Raw genomic sequence first — 18,623 nt, forward strand, 5'->3', positions numbered from 1 at the left:
CGCCCGGCATGCACTGCCCCCGAGCGGTTTCCGGGAGGAATCCATGGAGCTCGCGTTCCTGAATCCACTGTACGAACATCCGGGGTCCTGGGCCTCCGCATACGTCGACCTGTCCCGGCACGACGAGGGAACGGACCACCGACGGCATCTGACGGCGGAGGCCGTGTCCCGGCAGCTGCGGGACCAGGGCGCCGACGAGTCCACGTGCCGGGCGGTGTACGACGCCGTCGAGGGCCTGCGGCACTCCACCGAGCCGTACGGGAGGGCCGTGTTCGCCCGGAACGGCGAGGTGGCCCTGCAGGTGCCGCTGACCCAGCCGCCGCCGGACGGTCTCGTGCACTGGGGCACCCTGCCGCACGTGACGCCGCTGCTGGACCTGGCCGGTGAGGACCCGGTGTCGCTGGTGGCGTACATCGACCGCACCGGTGCCGATCTCGAACTGCGCAGCGCGGTGCTCCAGGAGGAGGCCGGGCACGTCACGGGCAGCCGGCAGTGGCCGATGCACCGGTCGAAGGCGTCCGACTGGTCCGAGCGGCACTTCCAGCTGAAGGTGGAGAACACCTGGGAGAACAACGCACGGGAGATCGCCGCGGCGCTCGCGGACTGCCAGGCCGAGACCGGCGCCGATCTGCTGATCCTGTGCGGCGGGGAACGGGAGCGCCGGTCGGTGCGCGAGCGGCTGCCCGAGCCGCTGCAGGACCGGGCGGTGGAGACCTCGCACGGCATCGGCAGCAGGCTGCTCCCCCGTGAGGTGGAGGACATCCGTGCCGCGCACGTGCGGGAGCGGATCCTGGCCGAGGTGGACCGGTACCGGGCCGCACGGGTGCCCGACGAGGAGCGGCGGGCGGCGGCCGTCGAGGGCGTGCCGCAGCTGATCGAGGCGGCGCGCGAGCACCGGCTCGCCGAGCTGCTGATCCGCCCGGACGCCCCCGACACCCACCGCGAGGTGTGGATCAGCGAGGACCCGGCCCAGTTGGCGGCCCGCCGTACGGAGCTGAAGAACCTGGGCGAGCAGCAGTCCTGGCGGGCCCGTGCCGACGACGCGCTGGTCCGGGCGGCCGCGGTGACGGACGCGCCGGTCCTCTCGCTGACGCCGGTCCTGGACGAGACGGGCGACGAGGTGCCGGCGGGCGGTCTGGGCGCGCTGCTGCGCTGGCGGTGACCGCCGCGCCTGGCCGGGCGGGTCCGGGCTAGCGGGCCCGCTCCACCCGGCGTTCGTCCCAGACCGGGTCGGCCGTCTCCCGGACCCGGCCGTCGCTGCCGAAGACCAGGAAGCGGTCGAAGGAGCGGGCGAACCAGCGGTCGTGGGTGACCGCGAGCACCGTGCCGTCGAACGCCTCCAGCCCTTCCTGGAGGGCCTCCGCGGACTCCAGGTCGAGGTTGTCGGTGGGCTCGTCCAGGAGCAGGGCGGTGGCACCGGCGAGTTCCAGCAGCAGGATCTGGAAGCGGGCCTGCTGGCCGCCGGACAGCCGGTCGAAGGTCTGCTCGGCCTGCTGGGTGAGTTCGTAGCGGCGCAGCCGGGACATGGCCGCGCCCCGGTCCTGGGCGTGTTCCTTCCACAGGATGTCGAGGAGGGTGCGGCCCTGGAGTTCGGGGTGCGCGTGCGTCTGGGCGAAGTGGCCCGGTACGACGCGGGCGCCCAGCTTCCACTCGCCGGTGTGCGTCACGTCCTCGCCGGCGAGCAGTCTGAGGAAGTGCGATTTGCCGGAGCCGTTGGAACCGAGGACGGCGACCCGTTCGCCGTAGAAGACCTCCAGGTCGAACGGCTTCATCAGGCCGGTCAGTTCGAGTCCCTTGCAGGTGACGGCCCGCACTCCGGTGCGGCCGCCCTTGAGCCGCATGGTGATGTCCTGCTCGCGGGGCGGCTCGGGTGGCGGTCCGGCCTCCTCGAACTTGCGCAGCCGGGTCTGCGCGGCCTGGTAGCGGGAGGACATCTCGTGGCTGACCGCGGCGGCCTGACGGAGGGTCAGCACCAGCTTCTTCAGCTGGACGTGCTTCTCGTCCCAGCGGCGGCGCAGCTCCTCGAAGCGGGCGAAGCGTTCGCGGCGGGCCTCGTGGTAGGTGGCGAAACCGCCACCGTGCACCCAGGCGTCGGCGCCGGCCGGTCCGGGTTCGACGGAGACGATCTTCTCGGCGGCCCGAGCGAGGAGTTCACGGTCGTGGGAGACGAACAGGACGGTCTTGCGGGTCTCCTTGAGCTGCTCCTCCAGCCACCGCTTGCCGGGCACGTCCAGGTAGTTGTCCGGCTCGTCCAGGAGCAGCACCTCGTCGGTGCCGCGCAGCAGCGCCTCCAGCACGAGCCGCTTCTGCTCACCGCCGGAGAGGGTGCTCACCTGCCGCCACTGGGCACGCTCGTACGGCACGCCGAGCGCGGCCGTGGTGCACATGTCCCACAGCGTCTCGGCCTCGTAGCCGCGCGCCTCGGCCCAGTCGGCGAGGGCCTGGGCGTAGTTCAGCTGGGCGGCCTCGTCGTCGACGGTCATGATGGCGTGCTCGGCCTTGTCGACGGCCCGCGCGGCCTCGCGGATGCGGGGCGGGGCCACCGAGACGAGCAGGTCGCGTACGGTCGTCTCGTCCCGTACGGAGCCGACGAACTGGCGCATGACGCCGAGGCCGCCGCCGACGGTGACGGTGCCGCCGTGCGGTTTCAGCTCGCCGGAGATCAGGCGCAGCAGGGTGGTCTTGCCGGCGCCGTTCGGGCCGACCAGCGCCACGACGGCGCCTTCGCCGACCCGGAAGGAGACATCGCCGAGCAGCGCCCTCCCGTCGGGGAGGTAGTACTCGAGGTGTGCGGCTTCCAGATGTCCCATGGTCAGGCATTCTCCGGGGCACCCCGGACCGCGGGCAAACCGTTATCCGGCGGTCGCCACCGGACCCGCGCCGGCGGGCGCCGCCCCGCGGCCGGGCTGCACCCGGCCGCCCGGCCGCGGCCGCCGTCTCCCCGCCGGCCGCGTCCCCGCTAGGGCCACTCTTCCGGATCTTGCCCGGGTCGCGGTCGGCCGGAAGGCATCGTCGCCCGGAGCCGGCCTGATCCGGAAGAAAGGCCTCAGCCCGCCGTGTCCAGGGCCTCCCCCGTCGGACCGGCCTCGCCGGCCGGTTCCACCGTGGCGCCCTCCCAGGACAGTGCCTTCCAGCCGTCGGACGGGGAGCCCTCCAGGACCACCACGCCCGTGTTCTGCAGCGGGCGGGCGGCGGCGTAGGCGACGTCGACGTTGTCGGCGCGGGCGGCGGTCCACACGCGGATCGCGGCGCCGTGGCTGACCATGGCGACGGTCCGGGCGCCGCTCGCCGCGGCCTCGGCGACCACGGCGTCGTACCGGGCGAGGGCCTCCTCGCCGCTCTCGCCGCCGGGCATGCGCAGCGCGGTGTCCCCGGCCGCCCAGGCGAACACCGTGCGCAGGTACTGCTCGCCCGCGGGGGTGTGGCCGGGCAGCATCTCCAGGTCGCCGGCGGACAGCTCGCGGATGCCGTCGCGGACGACGACGTCCAGGCCGCGGGCGGCGGCCAGCGGGGCGGCCGTGAGCTGGGTGCGGATCAGTGTGGAGGCGTAGAGGGCCTCGATGTCCTCGCCGGTGAGCGCCGCGGGCAGGGCGGCGGCCTGCGCCTCGCCGAGCGCCGTCAGCCCCGCACCCGGCACGGCGGTGTCCAGCAAGTGGTCCACGTTGGACGGGGTCTCGCCGTGGCGGACGAGGAGCAGGCGCATCCGGGGCTTCTCCTTCTCGCGCCGGGTGGCGCCCGGCGCCCGGGGACACAAGAAACGGGCACTTCAGGGTAACCGCACCCCATGAGCCCAGACGTGGACCTGACCGTTGCCAAGACCGTCCGCAGCCCGCTGCGGACGGCCCTTCGTCTCGACGCCCGGCTGTTCGAGGCCGCCGCCGGCTGGCACTGGCCCGGCGCCGAGCGGGTGCTTCCCCGGCTGAGCCGGAGCGCGAACCACGGCGTGCTGTGGTTCGCGGCGGCCGCCGCGATCGCCGCGAGCCGCACCCCCCGGGCCCGCCGCGCGGCGGTCCGCGGGGTGGCTTCGCTGAGCCTGGCCTCGCTGGCGATCAACACGATCGGCAAGCGCTCGGTGCGCCGTCCCCGGCCGGTGCTGGACCCGGTGCCGCTGGGGCGGCAGCTGAAGCGGCAGCCGATCACCACGTCCTTCCCGTCCGGGCACGCGGCCTCGGCCGCGGCCTTCGCGTGCGGGGTCGCCCTGGAGTCGCCGGCGTGGGGCGCGGCGGTGGCGCCGGTGGCCTTCTCGGTGGCGATGTCCCGGGTGTACACCGGGGTGCACTTCCCGAGCGACGTTCTGGCCGGGGCGGCGCTCGGCGCGGGCGCCGCCTTCCTGGTGCGGCGGCTGGTGCCGGCCCGTACCCGGGTCGTGCGGCCCGCCCGGCCGCGGGCCGACGCCCCGGCGCTGCCCGAGGGCGACGGTCTGGTGGTGGTCGCCAACCGGGCCTCGGGCACGGCGGACCGGGTACGGGCGCTGCGCGACGCGCTGCCGAAGGCGGAGATCGTCGAGTGCGCGCCGGAGGAGGTCGCGGACGAACTGGAGAAGGCTGCGGCACGGGCGCGGGTGCTCGGTGTGTGCGGTGGCGACGGCACCGTGAACGCGGCCGCCGCGGCCGCCCTCCGGCACGGTCTGCCGCTCGCGGTGCTGCCCGGCGGCACCCTCAACCACTTCGCCTACGACCTCGGTGTGGAGGACGAACGGCTGCTGGCCCGGGCGGTGCGGAACGGCGAGGCGGTCCGGGTGGACGCGGGCCGGTTCGTCACCGGGGAGACGGAGGGCCTGTTCCTCAACACGCTGAGCCTCGGCGTGTATCCGGAACTGGTGCGCGAGCGGGACCGCTGGTCGCACCGGATCGGCGGCTGGCCGGCCGGGGTGCTCGGCGCCCTGCGCGTGCTGCGCGCCGACCGGCATCCGCTGGAGGTGGAGGTGGGTGGTGAACGGCGGCCGCTGTGGCTGCTGTTCGTCGGCAACGGCGTCTACCACCGCATGGGGCTCGCCCCGGGCCGGCGTACCGACCTGGCGGACGGTCTGCTGGACGTGCGGGTGGTGCACGGCAGCCGCAGGCCCGCGCTGCGGCTGCTCGCCGCGGCCGTCGCGGGCCCGCTGACCCGCTCGCCCGCGCATGCGGCGGTGCAGGTGAACCGGCTGCGGCTGACCGGTGTCGCGCCGGGCACCCCGCTCGCGTACGACGGCGAGGTCACGGCCGTCTCGGGTGAGGTGGCGGTGGAGAACCTGCCCGAGGCCCTGACCGTCTACCGTCCGCTCCGGTCCGTCCGCTGACGCCACGTCAGTCCATATCCCGAAACCGTGGTCTCATCATTCGATCTGCGGGCGTACGGTGGGCCGTACCGGCGGACGTGGTCCGGCCGGTACGCCGACGAGGGACCAAGGGGTACAGCCATGCCGAGAGCCCGGGAGACCGCCGTCTACACGCACGGGCACCACGAGTCGGTGCTGCGCTCGCACACCTGGCGGACCGCCGCCAACTCCGCGGCCTACCTGCTCGGCTCCCTGCAGCCCCGCATGAAGATCCTGGACATCGGCTGCGGCCCCGGCACGATCACCGCCGACCTGGCGGAACTGGTCCCCGACGGCCATGTCACGGGCGTCGACCGGGCGCCCGGCGTGCTGGAGCAGGCCCGGGCCACCGCCGCCGGCCGGCACCTGGCCAACGTCGACTTCGCGGTGGCCGACGTGCACGCCCTGGACTACCCGGACGACACGTTCTGCGTGGTCCACGCCCACCAGGTGCTGCAGCACGTCGGCGACCCGGTGCAGGCGCTGCGCGAGATGCGCCGGGTGACGCGGCCGGGCGGGTTCATCGCCGTACGCGACGCCGACTACGCGGCCATGACCTGGTATCCGGCGGTACCCGGTCTGGACGACTGGCTGGAGCTGTACGAGCGGGTGGCCCGCGCCAACGGCGGCGAACCGGACGCCGGGCGGCGGCTGAAGGCCTGGGCGCGGGCCGCCGGTCTGACCGACGTGACGGCCGGCTCCAGCACCTGGACCTACGCCACGGCAGCGGAACGGGCCTGGTGGAGCGGCCTGTGGGCGGACCGGACGCTCGCCTCCGACTACGCCGACCGGGTCACGCGGGGCGGTCACGCGACGCCGGAACGGTTGCGGACAGTGTCGGCGGCCTGGCGGGAGTGGGGGCGTCACGAGGACGGCTGGTTCTCGGTCCTGCACGGAGAGATCCTGTGCCGCAAGGAAACCTGACCGGCCCCGCGCCGGCCAGGTGAGGCCGGCGCGGGGAAGCGGCGGGGCGGGCCACCGCCGGGGTCGACGACGGGGCAGCAGCAGGCCGGTCACAGGGCAGCGGCGGGCGGGTGCAGCGGGTCAGTCGCGGGGCAGCAGCGGTCCGAGCGGTCCGAGGTCCAGGTTCAGGTCCTCGGGCCGCAGGCCGTACCTGTCCCGCAGCTCGGCCATCCGCTCCTCCAGGAGCATCAGGGTGAGCCCGATCCGCTCCTCCTGCTCCTCGGTCAGGTCGCCGGTGTCGAAGCGCCGCACGGCCTGCCGCTCCATGAGCTGGCGCAGCAACTCGACCACGGTGAGCACCAGTTTCACCAGGTCGCGTTCGACGGTGTCGGGCTCGAGGTCGAGCCGTTTGCGCGGGGTGCGCGTGGTCATGCCGGCTCCTCGAAGGGCGACGGTACCTGCTGGTTCACGGAGCTGATCAGTGCGTTGAGGTCGATGCGGACGAGGTCGACGTCCGCGATGCGCAGCGTGATGTCACCGGTGATGACCACTCCGCCGGCGAGCAGCCGGTCCAGCAGGTCCACAAGGGCGACTTCACGGCGTTCGACGACGGTCACCGTCCCTCCCCGGCGTTCTCGACCGTTGCGCCGGCGGTCTCACCGACGGTCTCACCGGCCGCCTTGCCCGCCGTCTCACCGGCCGCCTCACCCGCCGCCTCACCCGCCGTCTCGCCTGCCGTCTCGCCGGTGAACGAGTACGCGGCCCACGGGCCGGTGAGTTCCACCCGGATCCCGGGCGCCTCGTCCTTCGTGCGGTCCACCAGTTCCACGAACTCCTCGGAACGCTTCCGCGGCACCAGATAGGCCGCGTTCATCACATTCCGTCCGGCGGCGCCGGACAGCTCGGCATTCTGCGGGCGGTGCATCCGGAAGTCCTCGGCCCGCTCGGTGAGGCGTTCGTGCAGGGACCGTGCGAACTGCTCGGCCCGCTGCCATTTCTCCTCCAGCGCGTGGCTCTGCGCGCGCCGGCTGCGCAGGTAGTCCCGCCCGCTGGCGGGTTTCGCGGCGGGCGCGGGCGTGGCCTCGGCCGGTTCGGCCTCCAGGTAGACCTTCACGCCCCACTCCACGCGCCCGCCCAGCCGGTCGAGCAACTGCCGGAAGTGATCCTCGCGGGCCTCGATCATCATGCGTACGGCGCTGTCGTCCCGGAAGACGGTCGCGAGCCGCAGCGGCAGCGGCGTGGTGACCGTGGTCAGCGCATCGATCACGCCCTCGTGGGCGCGGGCGGTCGCGGCCAGCCAGTCCAGGTCCTCCAGGCGGGCCTTCAGGGCCTCCTCGGAGAAGTCTGCCGCCGGCACGGTACTGACGACGGCGACCAGGCCGTGGTGGTGCAGCAGCGCCGGCGGGGCGCCCCCGATGCCCGTGAGCTGGGCCTGCAGGGGCGTCCCGAAGGGGCGGCAGACGGCGTACACGTACCGCAGTCCGGTCATGGTGCCTCCTTGGGGGCGCGGCCCGGCTCGAGTTCCTCCAGCCGGGCGAGGCGTTCTCTCAGCTCGGCGTTCTCCCGGGCCAGCTCGTCCCGGCGGGCCCGGGAGGAGAGCGCCGGGTCGGTCTCCCACCAGTCGATGCCCATCTCCTTGGCCTTGTCGACCGAGGCGACGATGAGCCGCAGCTTGACGGTGAGCAGTTCGATGTCGAGCAGGTTGATCCTGATGTCCCCAGCGATGACGATACCCTTGTCGAGCACGCGTTCGAGGATGTCGGCAAGGTTGGCCCCCGAGCCCTGGCCGTAGGGCTCGGGAAGGCGGCTGGGCATCGTCATCGACGGCTCCCGCGCTCGGCGTACTCGGGCTCTTCCTCCTCGTACTCCTCGTCCTCCCCGCCTTCGTCCTCGTAGGAGTCCTCGGCGGGCTCCGCCTCTTCCTCGCCCTCCTCGGCCTCGGCCTCGTCCTCGTCCTCGTACGGGCCCTCTTCCTCGTCCTCGTAGGCGCCCTCTTCGTCCTCGCCGGGCTCCTCTTCGTCCTCGCCGGGCTCCTCTTCCTCCTCGTCGGGCTCCTCGCGTTCCTCGTCAGCCTCCTCGGGGCGTTCCTCGTCCTCCTCCTCGGGGGCCTGTCCTTCGGCCTCCCGCTCCTTCTCCTCGGCCTCCTCGGCCTCGGCGTCCTCGTGGCTGCGGACCACCTCGCCGTCGCGGATCTCGCCGCGCCAGCTGTCCTCCGCCTCTCCCTTGATCGTGATGAAGCGGGCGAAGTTCTTCAGGTCCAGCCTGGCCCGGCGGCCCTGGGCCCGCCAGATGTTGCCGGTCTTCTCGAACAAGCCGGTCGGGTAGTACTCCATGACCAGCAGGACCCGGGTGAGGTTCTCCTCCAGCCGGTGGAAGGAGACCACGCCCTTCGTGGTGCCCTTGGCGCCCTCCGACGTCCACTGGATGCGGTAGTCGGGGATCTGCTCGGTGGTCTGGGCCTTCCAGCTGCGGGTGGACCAGAAGATCTTCGCCTGCCAGTCGGAGTGGGTGTCGTCGGCGCGGTTCGCGCTCTTGACGCCCTTGGCGAAGGTGGAGAAGTCCTGGTACTGGGTCCACTGGTCGTAGGCGGTGCGCTGCGGCACGCCGACGTCGACGGACTCCATGATGACCGTGGGCTTCTTGCCCGCCTTGCCCTTCTTGCCCTTGCTGCCGCCGAGGCTTCTGACCGCGTCCATCACATTCTCCTTGGCACGGGAGGCGCCCAGTTCCAGCGCCGTGCGCAGCGGGCCCTTGCCCTCGGCGAGCTTGCGCCCGCCGTCGAGCGCGAGCTTGGCGAAGCCCGGGCTGTTGCCCTCGGCGATGTCGTTCAGCTTGCCGGTGGTCTCGCCGAGCTTGCGGCCGAAGCCGGTGAGCAGCTTCGTGGCCTGAGCGGACAGGAATTCCTGTGCCTCCGCCTTGAGGCGGTCGGCGGCCTCACTGTGCGCGAGATCGGTCAGCGGGCTGCCCTTGGCCGCACCGGCGGCCTTGCCCGCCGTCGAGCGGGCGGATCCGAGGGTCTCGCTCATCGTTCGTCACCGCCCTTCGAACGGCCGCCGGCACGCCGGGCGGCGCCGCCGGCCGAGGCCGTCTTCTGCGCGGCCGTCTTGCGGGCCGCGGTCGTCTTCTTGGCCGCCGCCTTCTTCGCGGGAGCCGTCTTCCTGGCTGCGGCCTTCTTGGCGGAGGGCTTCTGCCCCGACGCCTTCCCGGCCGGCTTCTTGCCGCGCGACTCGTCCTCCTGGGCCTCGCGGTCGTCACCCTCCCGGTCGCCCCGGTCCTCCCGGTCCTCCCGGTCGGCGGACTCCTCGGGAGCCTCGTCCTCGTCCTGCTCCTCGTCCGGTCCGCCGGGCAGTGCTCCGGACAGCTGGTCGCGGACCTGCGCGGTACGGCCGTGCAGCCGGTCGGCGAGCGTGTTCATCTGCCGCTCGACCATCGCACCGGTGGCCGCCTTGCCGGCGCCTCGCAGGTCCTGGCGCAGCTGGTCCCCGAGTTCCTTGAACTGGGGGTTGTTCTTGAGCTGCTGGTTCACCAGGTCCGCGACCATCTTCGGACTGAGGTTGAGCTTCTTGCCGGCCACCAGCGAGCCGACCGCGAGCGCCATTTTCAGCTTCTTCGTGCGCCCGAGCAGATATCCGGCCCCTATGGCGAGGCCCATCGCAGTGCGGTTCATCGTCCCGTCCCGTTGCCTGTGGTGTCGCCGGAGCGCTGGGCGATCTCCAGCCGGTCGAGCAGTTCGTCCTCGCGCCGGTCGAACTCCTCCTCGGTGATCTCGCCTGCCTCCAGCTGTTCTTCGAGGCGGGCGAGTTCGGCCCGTACGGTGGCGGGGTCGTAGTAGATCCGTTCCGCCTCGCGGAGCACCTGCCTGATGGCCCACGCGCTGCCGCGCACGGGCGCGAACGGCAGCATCAGTACTTCGCCGATCAGTCCCACGGTGGTCTCCTTCCGCTCGGGCCCGGAGCGCTACTGCGCGCCTGCGCCCGCGCCTTCCGCACGGCCGGCGGTCTGGGCGGGCCCGGGTTCCACGAAGCTGTAGGGCGGCAGCGGGCCGTTGACCCGCAGGTCGAGATGCGGGTGGCTCTTGCGGACCTGCTCGACGGTGCCGAGGAATTGCTCGGCCGAGTCCCGCGGCACCAGGTACGACACGTTCAGCAGCCAGCCGGTGGACTCGGGGCCCACGCTGACCGCGGCGGCGGCCGGCGTCAGCAGGCCCTCGACCTCGCCGGCGTCCTCGGCCTCCTTGGCCTTGACCGCGGCGGCCACCATTTCGCCGAGGCGGATCTTGTCGTCGTAGCTGCCTCCGCCGGAGCGGCGGTTGGCCTCGGCGAGGGCCCGCACATCGGGGTTCGCGGCCATCACCAGGTGCAGGACGGCCTCTTCGACATGGGTGGCCTTGACGTTGTACTCGACCTTGCCGTCGAGTTCCCGCAGCCGTTCCGCGTAATGTCCGGCCCGCTCGGTCAGCACCTGTGTGACGGCGTCGTCGTCGGGGGCGACGCTGCCGAAGCGCATGGGCAGCACACAGCCGGCGGCGCCGGCCTCGGCCAGCACGTTCTGGTGGGCGAGCAGGTCCCGGCGCTTGGGACGCAGGTCCTCCGGTGCGTCACTGACCACGGCGGTCAGCTCGCCCGCCGTGAGGAGGCGCACCGGGCGGGCCGGCTCGCCGACGCCCGTCATGCCTTCGGGCAGGGCGGGGTGCGACCGGTCGGTGATCCCGTAGACGTAGGTGCTCACTCCTGCTCCTCCTTCCGGCGCGCCGGAGCCTTACGGGCGCGCGGCCGGGACTCGGCGTCCCCTTCCTGGCGGGCCTGGTTGAAGGCGTCCGATATGGTCTGCGCGGCACCGGACAGCGCCCCCTTGGACTTGCCGCGGGCGCCGGACTCGGTGACCTCGCCGACGATCTCGGGCAGCCCGGGGTCCTTGTGGGGGCCGGACTCCAGGTCGAGGCGGTTGCACGCCTCGGCGAAGCGGAGGTAGGTGTCGACGCTGGCCACGACGACCCGGACGTCGATCTTCAGGATCTCGATGCCGACCAGAGAGACGCGGACGAACGCGTCGATGACGAGCCCACGGTCCAGGACCAGCTCAAGTACGTCGTAGAGGCCGCTGCTGCCGCCTCCGCCTCCGGTCTGCTGTGCCGGAACAACAGTCATGCCGGCGATTCCTCCTCATGCGTAGTCGGTTCGCGGTCTGCCCCGCGCGGAGCCGGTTCGCGGTCCGCGCGGGCGGGTACGGGCGGTGACTCAGCGGCCACCGCGCGGATCGGCCCTGCCGCGTTCGTAGCGGCGGACGCGGCGGTAACCGGTCAGCTGGCCCTCCGGGTCCAGTTCGACCTGGTAGCTCGCCATCAGACTCATGGTGTCGGGCACCCTCGCCAGTTCGAGGACCTCGACCTCCAGCGCCCACCCGTCGTCGGTCTGCTCGAACGAGGACACCGATTCCGGGGCGAGGCCGGTGAGTTCCGCGAGCTGGGCGCGCGCCTGACGCAGCACCTCCATGGGGCTCGGACGGTTGCCGTCCGCCGCGCGCCTCTCGTTTGCGCTCTGTGTGTTCTGTGCTTCTCGTGGCTCGTGTGGTTCCTGTGGCTCCCGAGAATCGTGTGATTCCCGTGAACTCTGCGACTCTGATGTGTTCTTTGCGTTCGACATGGCCACCTCTCCCCTGCGTGTGGCCGCCAGGCCCACGGCCAAACCTCAGGAGGCGGACCGCGTGGGACGAGAACACCGTCGTCGGTGGTGGGAGGGGGTACGTGCGTCAGCCACGCAGTGCCGCGAGGCGGCTCCTGGGACGCTTCAGGGAGCGGCCGCGGCCCGGCGCGCCGGCCCAGGGGTCGCTGCGCGCCTGGTCCACGGCGTCGGCGAGGGACCAACGGCGGGCGTCGACACCCGGGTCGTCCACCTGTTCCCAGGTTAGAGGCACCGCCACGGGCGCGCCCGGGCGGGCACGGACGGTGTACGGCGCGACGGCGGTCTGTGCGTACCCGTTGCGCTGCACATCGAGATACAGGCGGTCACCGCGGTCCTGTTTGCGGGCAGCGGTGGTGAGCCGGTCCGGGTGCTGTGCGACGGCGAATTCGGCGACGTCGTGGGCGAAGGCCCGTACGTCGTCGAAGTCGTGGCTGCCGTCGAGCGGGACGACGAGGTGCAGGCCGCGCGAGCCCGTGGTCATCGGGGCGGCGGGCAGGCCGAGTTCGCCGAGCAGCTCGCGCAGCCCGCCCGCGGCCTCGCGGACGGCGCCGAAGTCGTCACCGGGGGGATCGAGGTCGAACACCAGCCGGTCGGGGTGGTCGGGCCCGCGGGCCCGGTCGGTGCGCGAGAGCCAGCGGTGGAGGGTGAGGCAGGCCTGGTCGGCCAGGTACAGCAGGGTGGCGGTGTCGTCGCACACGACGTGCGTGACGGTACCGCCCTCCTTGGCGACCTCGGCGCGGGTGATCCAGTCCGGGTAGTGCTCGGGGGTGTTCTTCTGCATGAACCGCTGCCCGTCCAGTCCGTCCGGATACCGCTCCAGCATCAGCGGACGGCCCCGGACGTGGGGCAGCAGGTACGGCGCGACGGACCGGTAGTAGTCGGCCAGGTCCCCCTTGGTGTACTCCGACGCGCTCCCGCCGCCGGGGAAGAGCACCTTCCCCGGCCGCCGGATCTGCACCGTGCGGCGCCCCGCGCGTACGGCCCGCACGTCGTCGCTCATCGCACGACCGCCTCCTCGACCAGCAGCTTGGCCGCCGCCGCGATGCCCGCGGCGTCGATCCCGGCCGCGTGCAGCTGCTCGTCGGGCGCGGCCGAGCCCGGCATGGTGCGCACCCCGAGCCGGACCAGGCGCGGCACGGGGCGGCCGTCGCCGAAGGCCTCCGCGACGGCGTCCCCGAGGCCGCCCTCCGGACGGTGGTCCTCGACGGTGAGCAGGCAGCCGGTCTCCTCGGCCGCGCGGCGCAGCGTCTCGGCGTCGACGGGCTTGACCGAGTACAGGTCGATCACCCGTACGCCGATGCCGTCCTCGGCGAGCCGGTCGGCGGCGGCCAGCGCCTCGTGCACGGTGACCCCGGCCGCGACGACGGTCAGCCGGTCGTCCTCGCCGGAGCGCAGCGTCTTGCTGCCGCCCACCGGGAACTCCTCCTCGGGACCGTAGATCACGGGGGTCTTGCCGCGGGAGGTGCGCAGGTAGCGGATGCCGTCGAGGCCGGCCATGGCCGCGACCAGCCGGGCCGTCTGGTTGGCGTCGCACGGGTAGAGCACCGTCGAGCCGTACACGGACCGGAACATCGCCAGGTCCTCCAGGCCCATCTGCGAGGGTCCGTCCTGCCCGATGGCGACACCCGCGTGCGAGCCGACCAGGTTGATCCCGGAGCCGCTGATGGAGGCCATGCGCACGAAGTCGTGGGCGCGGGTGAGGAACGCGGCGAACGTGGAGGCGTACGGCACCCAGCCGCGCGTGGCCATGCCGACGGCGGCGGCGACGAGCTGCTGCTCGGCGATGTAGCACTCGAAGAACCGGTCGGGGTGGGCCTTGGCGAACTCCTCGGTGCGGGTGGAGTCGCCGACCTCGCCGTCCAGGGCGACGACGTCACCGCGAGCGGTGCCGAGCGCGGCGAGGGCCTTGCCGAAAGCGTCCCGGGTGGCGGCCTCGTCGCCCTGGTCGTAGCGCGGGAGCTGGAGCACCTCGGTGGTGAGCGAGCGCAGCGCGGCGGCGGCCGGGGGCTCGCTGACCCGGACGTGGAGCCGGCGCGGCCCGCCCAGCTCGGCGATCGCCTCCTCGGCCTCCGGCAGCGGCTTGCCGTGCAGGCCCTCGCGGTCCTGGACGGAGGCCACGCCCTTGCCCTTCAAGGTGCGGGCGAGGATCACGGTGGGCTGCCCGGTGGTGGACAGCGCCTCGCCGTAGGCCCGGTCGATCGCGTCGACGTCGTGGCCGTCGATCTCGATGGTGTGCCAGTCGAAGGCCTGGAAGCGGCGGGCGTAGGCGTCCAGGTGGTGGCCGTGCCGGGTGGGTCCGCGCTGGCCGAGCCGGTTGACGTCGGCGATGACGATCAGGTTGTCCAGGTTCTCGTGGCCGGCGTGCTCGGCGGCCTCCCACACGGAGCCCTCCGCCAGCTCGCTGTCGCCGCACAGCACCCACACCCGGTAGCCGGCGCGGTCCAGCCGTTTCCCGGCGAGCGCGATGCCGACGCCGACCGGCAGGCCCTGGCCGAGCGAGCCGGTGGCCGTCTCCACCCAGGGCAGCCGCCGGGGCGTCGGGTGGCCCTCGAGCCGGCTGCCGAGCTTGCGGAACGTGACCAGCTCGCCGTCCTCGATCGCGCCGCACGCCTTGTACGCCGCGTACAGCAGCGGCGAGGCGTGTCCCTTGGACAGCACGAAGCGGTCGTTCGCGGGGTGTTCGGGCCGCTCGAAGTCGTAGCACAGGTGGTTGGCGAGCAGGACGGCCAGCAGGTCGGCCGCGGACATCGAGGACGTGGGGTGCCCGGAGCCCGCGGCGGCGGACGCCCGCACGCTGTCCACGCGCAACTGCTGTCCCAGTTCGGCGAGTTCGTCGGTCTTCATGGGTCTCCTCGGTCTCCTTGCCTCAGTCGGGTGCGTTCGGGCGGTCCGCGGGGTCAGGGGGGTCGGTGCGCTTGACGGGTCCGGGCGCGGGGTGGTCCGGGTGCCCCGGATGCGCCGGCCTCGTCGGAGGTGTGGGTGCCGTCTCGGGGGCCATCGGTTCGTCTCCCGGCTGCGGGGACGGCCACTGCGGGCCGCCCGGCACCCGGGCCAGTTCCGGTGAGGCCGTGTCCAGGGGGACGGACCAGGAGCGCACGAGGCCCAACTGGACGCCCTGGCGGGGCAGTACGGCGTCCAGCAGCCAGTCGGCGGCGACCCGGATGCGGTTGCCGGGCAGCGCGGCCAGGTGGTAGCCGCGGGTGACCGCGCCGGCCGCCGGGCCCGACAGCGGGACGCCGAACGGGTTGGCAGCGGCCCGGACCCCGCCGAGGTCGACCGCGAAGCCCAGGTCGCGGTGCCGGTAGGGACGCCGGCGCCGGCCGAGGCCGAGCGAGCCGGCCACGTTCTCGCCGGCCACCTTGCCCTGCCGCCAGGCATGCTGGGCCGTCATCGGTGTGAACGACCCCGGGTGCTGAAGGTCGGGTACGGCCGCGGCGTCCCCGCACGCGAACACGTCGGACCTGCTCGGGAGTTGCAGGTACGGGTCGACGATCAGCCGTCCGCGTTCCAGTGGTTGTCCGACGCCCTGCACCAGCGGGTCGGGCCGTACGCCCACGCACCACACCAGGGTCCGGGACGCGACGAACTCCCCGTCGGTGAGCACCACTCCCTCCCGGGTGGCCTCCTTCACCGACGTGCCCATCCGCACCTCGACACCGCGTGACCGCAGCACCCGGTCGGCCGTACGGGAGAGCCGCTCGTCCAGCTCCGGCAGCACCCGCGGTGCCACGTCGAGCAGGATCCAGCGGGGGCGCACCCCGGCCGGCAGCGGCTGCCGGCGGACCAGCCGGTCGGTGAACATCTTCAGGTGCGCGGCCACCTCGGTACCGGTGTATCCGGCGCCGACCACGACGAAGGTGCAGCGCGCGGCACAGGCGGCCGGGTCGTCCTCGGCGGCGGCGAGTTCCACCTGCCGGGTCACGTGGTCGCGCAGGTACAGCGCCTCGGGCAGCCCCCGGAACCCGTGCGCGTGCTCGGCGACGCCGGGGATCGGCAGCAGCTTGTTGACGCTGCCCACGGCCAGCACCAGCCGGTCGTAGGCGAGGCTGCCGGTGCCGCCTTCGGGGCCGGTGTAGCGGACGGTACGCCCGTCGAGGTCGACGGCGTCCGCCTCGCCGAGCACCAGGCGCACCCCGTGCAGCGTGCCGGGCAGCGACACGGTGACCCGGCGGGCCTCGAGGATGCCCGCGGCGACCTGCGGAAGCAGCGGCAGGTACAGGAAGTAGTCGGTCGGGTTCAGCAGGGTGACGTCGGCCCGGTTCCGGGTCAGCCGGGCCAGGGTTCGGGCCGCCCGGTACCCGGCGAAACCGGCGCCGACGATCAGGACGTGAGGTCGGCTCACAGTACGCCTCCGGCGGTCTGGCTCGTCCGAGGTCTTCCGCGTAACCGGGGCCGGAGCACCCAAACGCCGCGCGGGTCACCCGTACGCCGGTCGCAGCACCCGAACGCCGCCGGGCCGGGCGCCCGGGCGACGCCGCCGGGCCGCGCGCCCGTGTGGTGCCGCCAGGCCGCACTCCCTCGTGACGCCGCGCGCACTCCCGCTTGGCGCCACCGCGCACACTCCTTCGTGACGCCACCGCGCATACTCCCGCCTACCGGCGTTTCGCCCTGTCGCCCCCGGTTACCCGGGCCGGGACCACACCCACACCACTACCGGCGTCGTCGCGCGCGGAGGTTTCCCATGCCCGAGTACGGCTATTTCCTGGCGGCCGAGGAGCACGACCCCGCGGCACTCGTCGAACAGGCCCGGATGGCCGAGCAGGCCGGGTTCCAGGCGCTGTGGATCTCCGACCACTACCACCCGTGGAACGACGCACAGGGGCAGAGCGCGTTCGTGTGGTCGGTGATCGGCGCGCTGTCGCAGGCCGTGTCGCTGCCCATCGAGACGGCCGTGACCTGCCCGACCGTGCGCATGCACCCGGCGGTCGTGGCGCAGGCCGCGGCGACCAGCGCGGTGATGACCGAGGGCCGCTTCCGGCTCGGCGTCGGCACCGGCGAGGCGCTGAACGAGCACATCCTCGGGGACGCCTGGCCGCCGTTGCACGTGCGCCTGGAGATGCTGGAGGAGTCGATCCAGGTGATGCGCCGGCTGTTCACCGGCGAGGTGGTCAGCCATCGCGGCACGCACTACACCGTGGAGAACGCCCGCCTGTACACCGTCCCCGACGAGCCCGTCCCGATCGACATCTCCGGTTTCGGCCCGAAGGCGACCTCGCTGGCCGCGCGCGTGGGCGACGGCTACATCACGATGACGCCGGAGGAGGAGATGGTCACCCGGTTCCGTAAGGGGGGCGGCGGGGCGAAGCTGGTCAGCGGCGGGACGAAGGTCTGTTACGGGGCGGACCGCGATGACTGTGTCCGTACCGTGCACAAGCTCTGGTACAACGCGCTGCTGCCCGGCGAGATGGGGCAGGTCCTGCCCTCGCCGCGGCACTTCGAGCAGTTGCATCCGCTGGTCACCGAGGACATGGTCCGGGACAAGGTGGTGTGCGGCGACGACGTCGATCAGCATGTCGGCACGTTGCGGGCGTTCGCGGAGGCCGGGTTCGACCGGGTGTACGTGAACCAGATCGGGCTGGATCAGCAGGGGTTCTTCGACTTCTACCGGACGAAGGTGCTGCCCCGGCTCAACGGGTGAGCGTCCGTGTGGGGGTGAGCTTCGCCGGGTGAGCATCGGGGTGCTTGCGGTGGGTTCGAGGGCGCGGGTCGTGCGTGGCTCGACGCGCGGTTCCGTGCGCCCCCGGGTTGGCCGTGTGGGCCGCGTCGTGAGGGCGGCGTTGGCAGTCGACGGTGGGCGCGGGGAACTGCGCGCTTGCCGCGCAGTTCCCCGCGCCCCTGGGGCCGCTTCGGTGGGTGCGGTATCAGGCCGTGGCCGATGGGTCAGGCCCTGTGGTGGGGGGAGTCCGGGTCGGTCGGGGGGTAGGGGGGAATCGGGGGGTAGGGCAGGCCCGTGCCGCTGGGCGGGGCGCCCGGGGCGGTGCCGCCGATGACGCGGTGCGGGGCGTGCGGCCGGTGGGCGTGCGCGGGGTGGGCGGCGCCGCGCAGCAGGTAGGCCACGGCTGCCATGACGGCGGCGGTGATCAGCGCGGCTGCCCAGCCGGGCAGGCCGATCGCCAGAGCGAGGCCCACGGCGAGGGCGACCGCACCGCCCGCGTAGAGGGCGGCGGCGCCCGATGCGGCATAGAGCATGGCGGTGCGGCGCTGCTTGCGGGACTGCTCGCGCAGTTCGTCGCGTACCGTCTCGCGTGCCACCTGAGCCAGCTCTTCGACGAGTTGCTTGTCCAGATGTTCCAGGTGATCCAAACGGTCCATGTCCTGCGGGTACCCGCCGGACACAGCGAGTAACGCGGGGGCCCTGCGCGTCACCCGCGGCCCCAACTAGGCTCGGACGCATGGAGATTCTGGGCGCCTCGCTGCGCATCTGCGTCGACGACCTCGAAGCCGCGATCCCCTTCTACGAGCGTCTGGCGGGCGGCAGAGCGCACCGTTTCCGGCGAGGCGGTGTCCAGGTCGCCGCGGTCGGCTCCTTCCTGCTGATGAGCGGCCCGGAGCAGGAGCTGGAGATCCTGCGGAAGGTCGCGGCGACGATCGCCGTCGAGAACGTGGACGAGGCGCACCGGCTGCTCACCGAGCTGGGCGCCCAGGTCGTGGCGGGGCCCGTGCCGACACCGGTGGGCCGCAATCTGCTGGCGGTGCACCCGGACGGATCGGTCTTCGAGTACGCGGACCAGAGCGGCTGATCC

At 73.1% G+C, this 18,623-nt stretch carries 21 protein-coding genes; 5 read left to right on the top strand and 16 right to left on the bottom strand.

Annotated elements, in window-relative coordinates; genetic code table 11:
• Positions 1 to 43: 43 nt before the first annotated feature.
• A complete protein-coding gene (locus tag JK359_RS18145; protein ID WP_201836807.1) occupies positions 44 to 1,162 on the top strand; it encodes a baeRF2 domain-containing protein in 1,119 nt (372 codons plus the stop codon).
• 28 nt (positions 1,163 to 1,190) lie between these two features.
• Here JK359_RS18145 and JK359_RS18150 read toward each other — a convergent pair whose 3' ends face one another.
• Complete coding sequence (locus JK359_RS18150) at positions 1,191 to 2,810, bottom strand: ATP-binding cassette domain-containing protein (RefSeq protein ID WP_201836809.1); 1,620 nt, start codon at positions 2,808 to 2,810, stop codon at positions 1,191 to 1,193.
• Between the two features lie 236 nt (positions 2,811 to 3,046).
• The gene (locus JK359_RS18155; protein WP_201836810.1) at positions 3,047 to 3,703 is read right to left on the bottom strand and encodes a histidine phosphatase family protein; all 657 of its coding nucleotides are present in this window, start codon (positions 3,701 to 3,703) and stop codon (positions 3,047 to 3,049) included.
• Positions 3,704 to 3,784: 81 nt separating this feature from the next.
• Between JK359_RS18155 and JK359_RS18160 the strand changes: the two genes are divergently transcribed.
• A complete protein-coding gene (locus JK359_RS18160) occupies positions 3,785 to 5,278 on the top strand; it encodes a bifunctional phosphatase PAP2/diacylglycerol kinase family protein (RefSeq protein WP_201836812.1) in 1,494 nt (497 codons plus the stop codon).
• Between the two features lie 120 nt (positions 5,279 to 5,398).
• Positions 5,399 to 6,220: a methyltransferase domain-containing protein gene (locus tag JK359_RS18165; RefSeq protein ID WP_201836814.1), complete on the top strand. Its 822-nt coding sequence runs from the start codon at positions 5,399 to 5,401 to the stop codon at positions 6,218 to 6,220.
• 120 nt (positions 6,221 to 6,340) lie between these two features.
• Here JK359_RS18165 and JK359_RS18170 read toward each other — a convergent pair whose 3' ends face one another.
• The 13 genes from JK359_RS18170 to JK359_RS18230 all read right to left on the bottom strand — a co-directional run bounded on the left by JK359_RS18170 (position 6,341) and on the right by JK359_RS18230 (position 16,222).
• Positions 6,341 to 6,631: a gas vesicle protein K gene (locus JK359_RS18170; RefSeq protein WP_201836816.1), complete on the bottom strand. Its 291-nt coding sequence runs from the start codon at positions 6,629 to 6,631 to the stop codon at positions 6,341 to 6,343.
• Entirely contained in the window at positions 6,628 to 6,816 is a 189-nt protein-coding gene (locus JK359_RS18175; protein WP_201836818.1) for a gas vesicle protein, read from the bottom strand. Before JK359_RS18175 ends, JK359_RS18170 begins: the two co-directional genes overlap by 4 nt.
• Complete coding sequence (locus JK359_RS18180; protein WP_201836820.1) at positions 6,813 to 7,688, bottom strand: GvpL/GvpF family gas vesicle protein; 876 nt, start codon at positions 7,686 to 7,688, stop codon at positions 6,813 to 6,815. Before JK359_RS18180 ends, JK359_RS18175 begins: the two co-directional genes overlap by 4 nt.
• The gene (locus JK359_RS18185; protein ID WP_201836822.1) at positions 7,685 to 8,020 is read right to left on the bottom strand and encodes a gas vesicle protein; all 336 of its coding nucleotides are present in this window, start codon (positions 8,018 to 8,020) and stop codon (positions 7,685 to 7,687) included. Before JK359_RS18185 ends, JK359_RS18180 begins: the two co-directional genes overlap by 4 nt.
• Positions 8,017 to 9,225, bottom strand: coding sequence for an SRPBCC family protein (locus JK359_RS18190; RefSeq protein ID WP_201836824.1), 1,209 nt, complete (start codon positions 9,223 to 9,225; stop codon positions 8,017 to 8,019). The genes JK359_RS18185 and JK359_RS18190 overlap by 4 nt, the downstream gene beginning before the upstream one ends.
• On the bottom strand, positions 9,222 to 9,866 hold the full coding sequence (locus JK359_RS18195; RefSeq protein WP_201836826.1) for a DNA primase: 645 nt from the start codon (positions 9,864 to 9,866) through the stop codon (positions 9,222 to 9,224). The genes JK359_RS18190 and JK359_RS18195 overlap by 4 nt, the downstream gene beginning before the upstream one ends.
• The gene (locus JK359_RS18200; RefSeq protein WP_201836828.1) at positions 9,863 to 10,126 is read right to left on the bottom strand and encodes a gas vesicle protein GvpG; all 264 of its coding nucleotides are present in this window, start codon (positions 10,124 to 10,126) and stop codon (positions 9,863 to 9,865) included. The genes JK359_RS18195 and JK359_RS18200 overlap by 4 nt, the downstream gene beginning before the upstream one ends.
• 30 nt (positions 10,127 to 10,156) lie before the next feature.
• On the bottom strand, positions 10,157 to 10,927 hold the full coding sequence (locus JK359_RS18205) for a GvpL/GvpF family gas vesicle protein (RefSeq protein WP_201836830.1): 771 nt from the start codon (positions 10,925 to 10,927) through the stop codon (positions 10,157 to 10,159).
• On the bottom strand, positions 10,924 to 11,346 hold the full coding sequence (locus JK359_RS18210) for a gas vesicle structural protein GvpA (protein ID WP_201836832.1): 423 nt from the start codon (positions 11,344 to 11,346) through the stop codon (positions 10,924 to 10,926). Before JK359_RS18210 ends, JK359_RS18205 begins: the two co-directional genes overlap by 4 nt.
• A gap of 90 nt (positions 11,347 to 11,436) precedes the next feature.
• Positions 11,437 to 11,841 carry a gas vesicle protein GvpO gene (locus tag JK359_RS18215; protein WP_201836834.1) on the bottom strand — a complete coding sequence of 135 codons (405 nt, stop codon included), beginning with the start codon at positions 11,839 to 11,841 and terminating at the stop codon, positions 11,437 to 11,439.
• Positions 11,842 to 11,947: 106 nt separating this feature from the next.
• Complete coding sequence (ligD, locus tag JK359_RS18220; protein ID WP_201836837.1) at positions 11,948 to 12,880, bottom strand: non-homologous end-joining DNA ligase; 933 nt, start codon at positions 12,878 to 12,880, stop codon at positions 11,948 to 11,950.
• A complete protein-coding gene (locus JK359_RS18225; protein WP_201836839.1) occupies positions 12,877 to 14,724 on the bottom strand; it encodes a transketolase in 1,848 nt (615 codons plus the stop codon). Before JK359_RS18225 ends, ligD begins: the two co-directional genes overlap by 4 nt.
• 22 nt (positions 14,725 to 14,746) lie before the next feature.
• Entirely contained in the window at positions 14,747 to 16,222 is a 1,476-nt protein-coding gene (locus tag JK359_RS18230) for an NAD(P)/FAD-dependent oxidoreductase (protein ID WP_201836841.1), read from the bottom strand.
• 339 nt (positions 16,223 to 16,561) lie between these two features.
• Between JK359_RS18230 and JK359_RS18235 the strand changes: the two genes are divergently transcribed.
• Positions 16,562 to 17,518: an LLM class F420-dependent oxidoreductase gene (locus JK359_RS18235; protein ID WP_201836843.1), complete on the top strand. Its 957-nt coding sequence runs from the start codon at positions 16,562 to 16,564 to the stop codon at positions 17,516 to 17,518.
• Between the two features lie 242 nt (positions 17,519 to 17,760).
• On the opposite strand, the gene JK359_RS18240 is transcribed toward JK359_RS18235, so the two are convergent.
• Positions 17,761 to 18,192 carry a phage holin family protein gene (locus JK359_RS18240; protein WP_201836845.1) on the bottom strand — a complete coding sequence of 144 codons (432 nt, stop codon included), beginning with the start codon at positions 18,190 to 18,192 and terminating at the stop codon, positions 17,761 to 17,763.
• 80 nt (positions 18,193 to 18,272) lie between these two features.
• On the opposite strand from JK359_RS18240, the gene JK359_RS18245 reads away from it, so the two are divergent.
• Complete coding sequence (locus JK359_RS18245; RefSeq protein ID WP_201836847.1) at positions 18,273 to 18,620, top strand: VOC family protein; 348 nt, start codon at positions 18,273 to 18,275, stop codon at positions 18,618 to 18,620.
• Positions 18,621 to 18,623 lie beyond the last annotated feature (3 nt).

The organism is Streptomyces actinomycinicus (genome assembly GCF_016741775.1).
Lineage (GTDB): Bacteria > Actinomycetota > Actinomycetes > Streptomycetales > Streptomycetaceae > Streptomyces > Streptomyces actinomycinicus.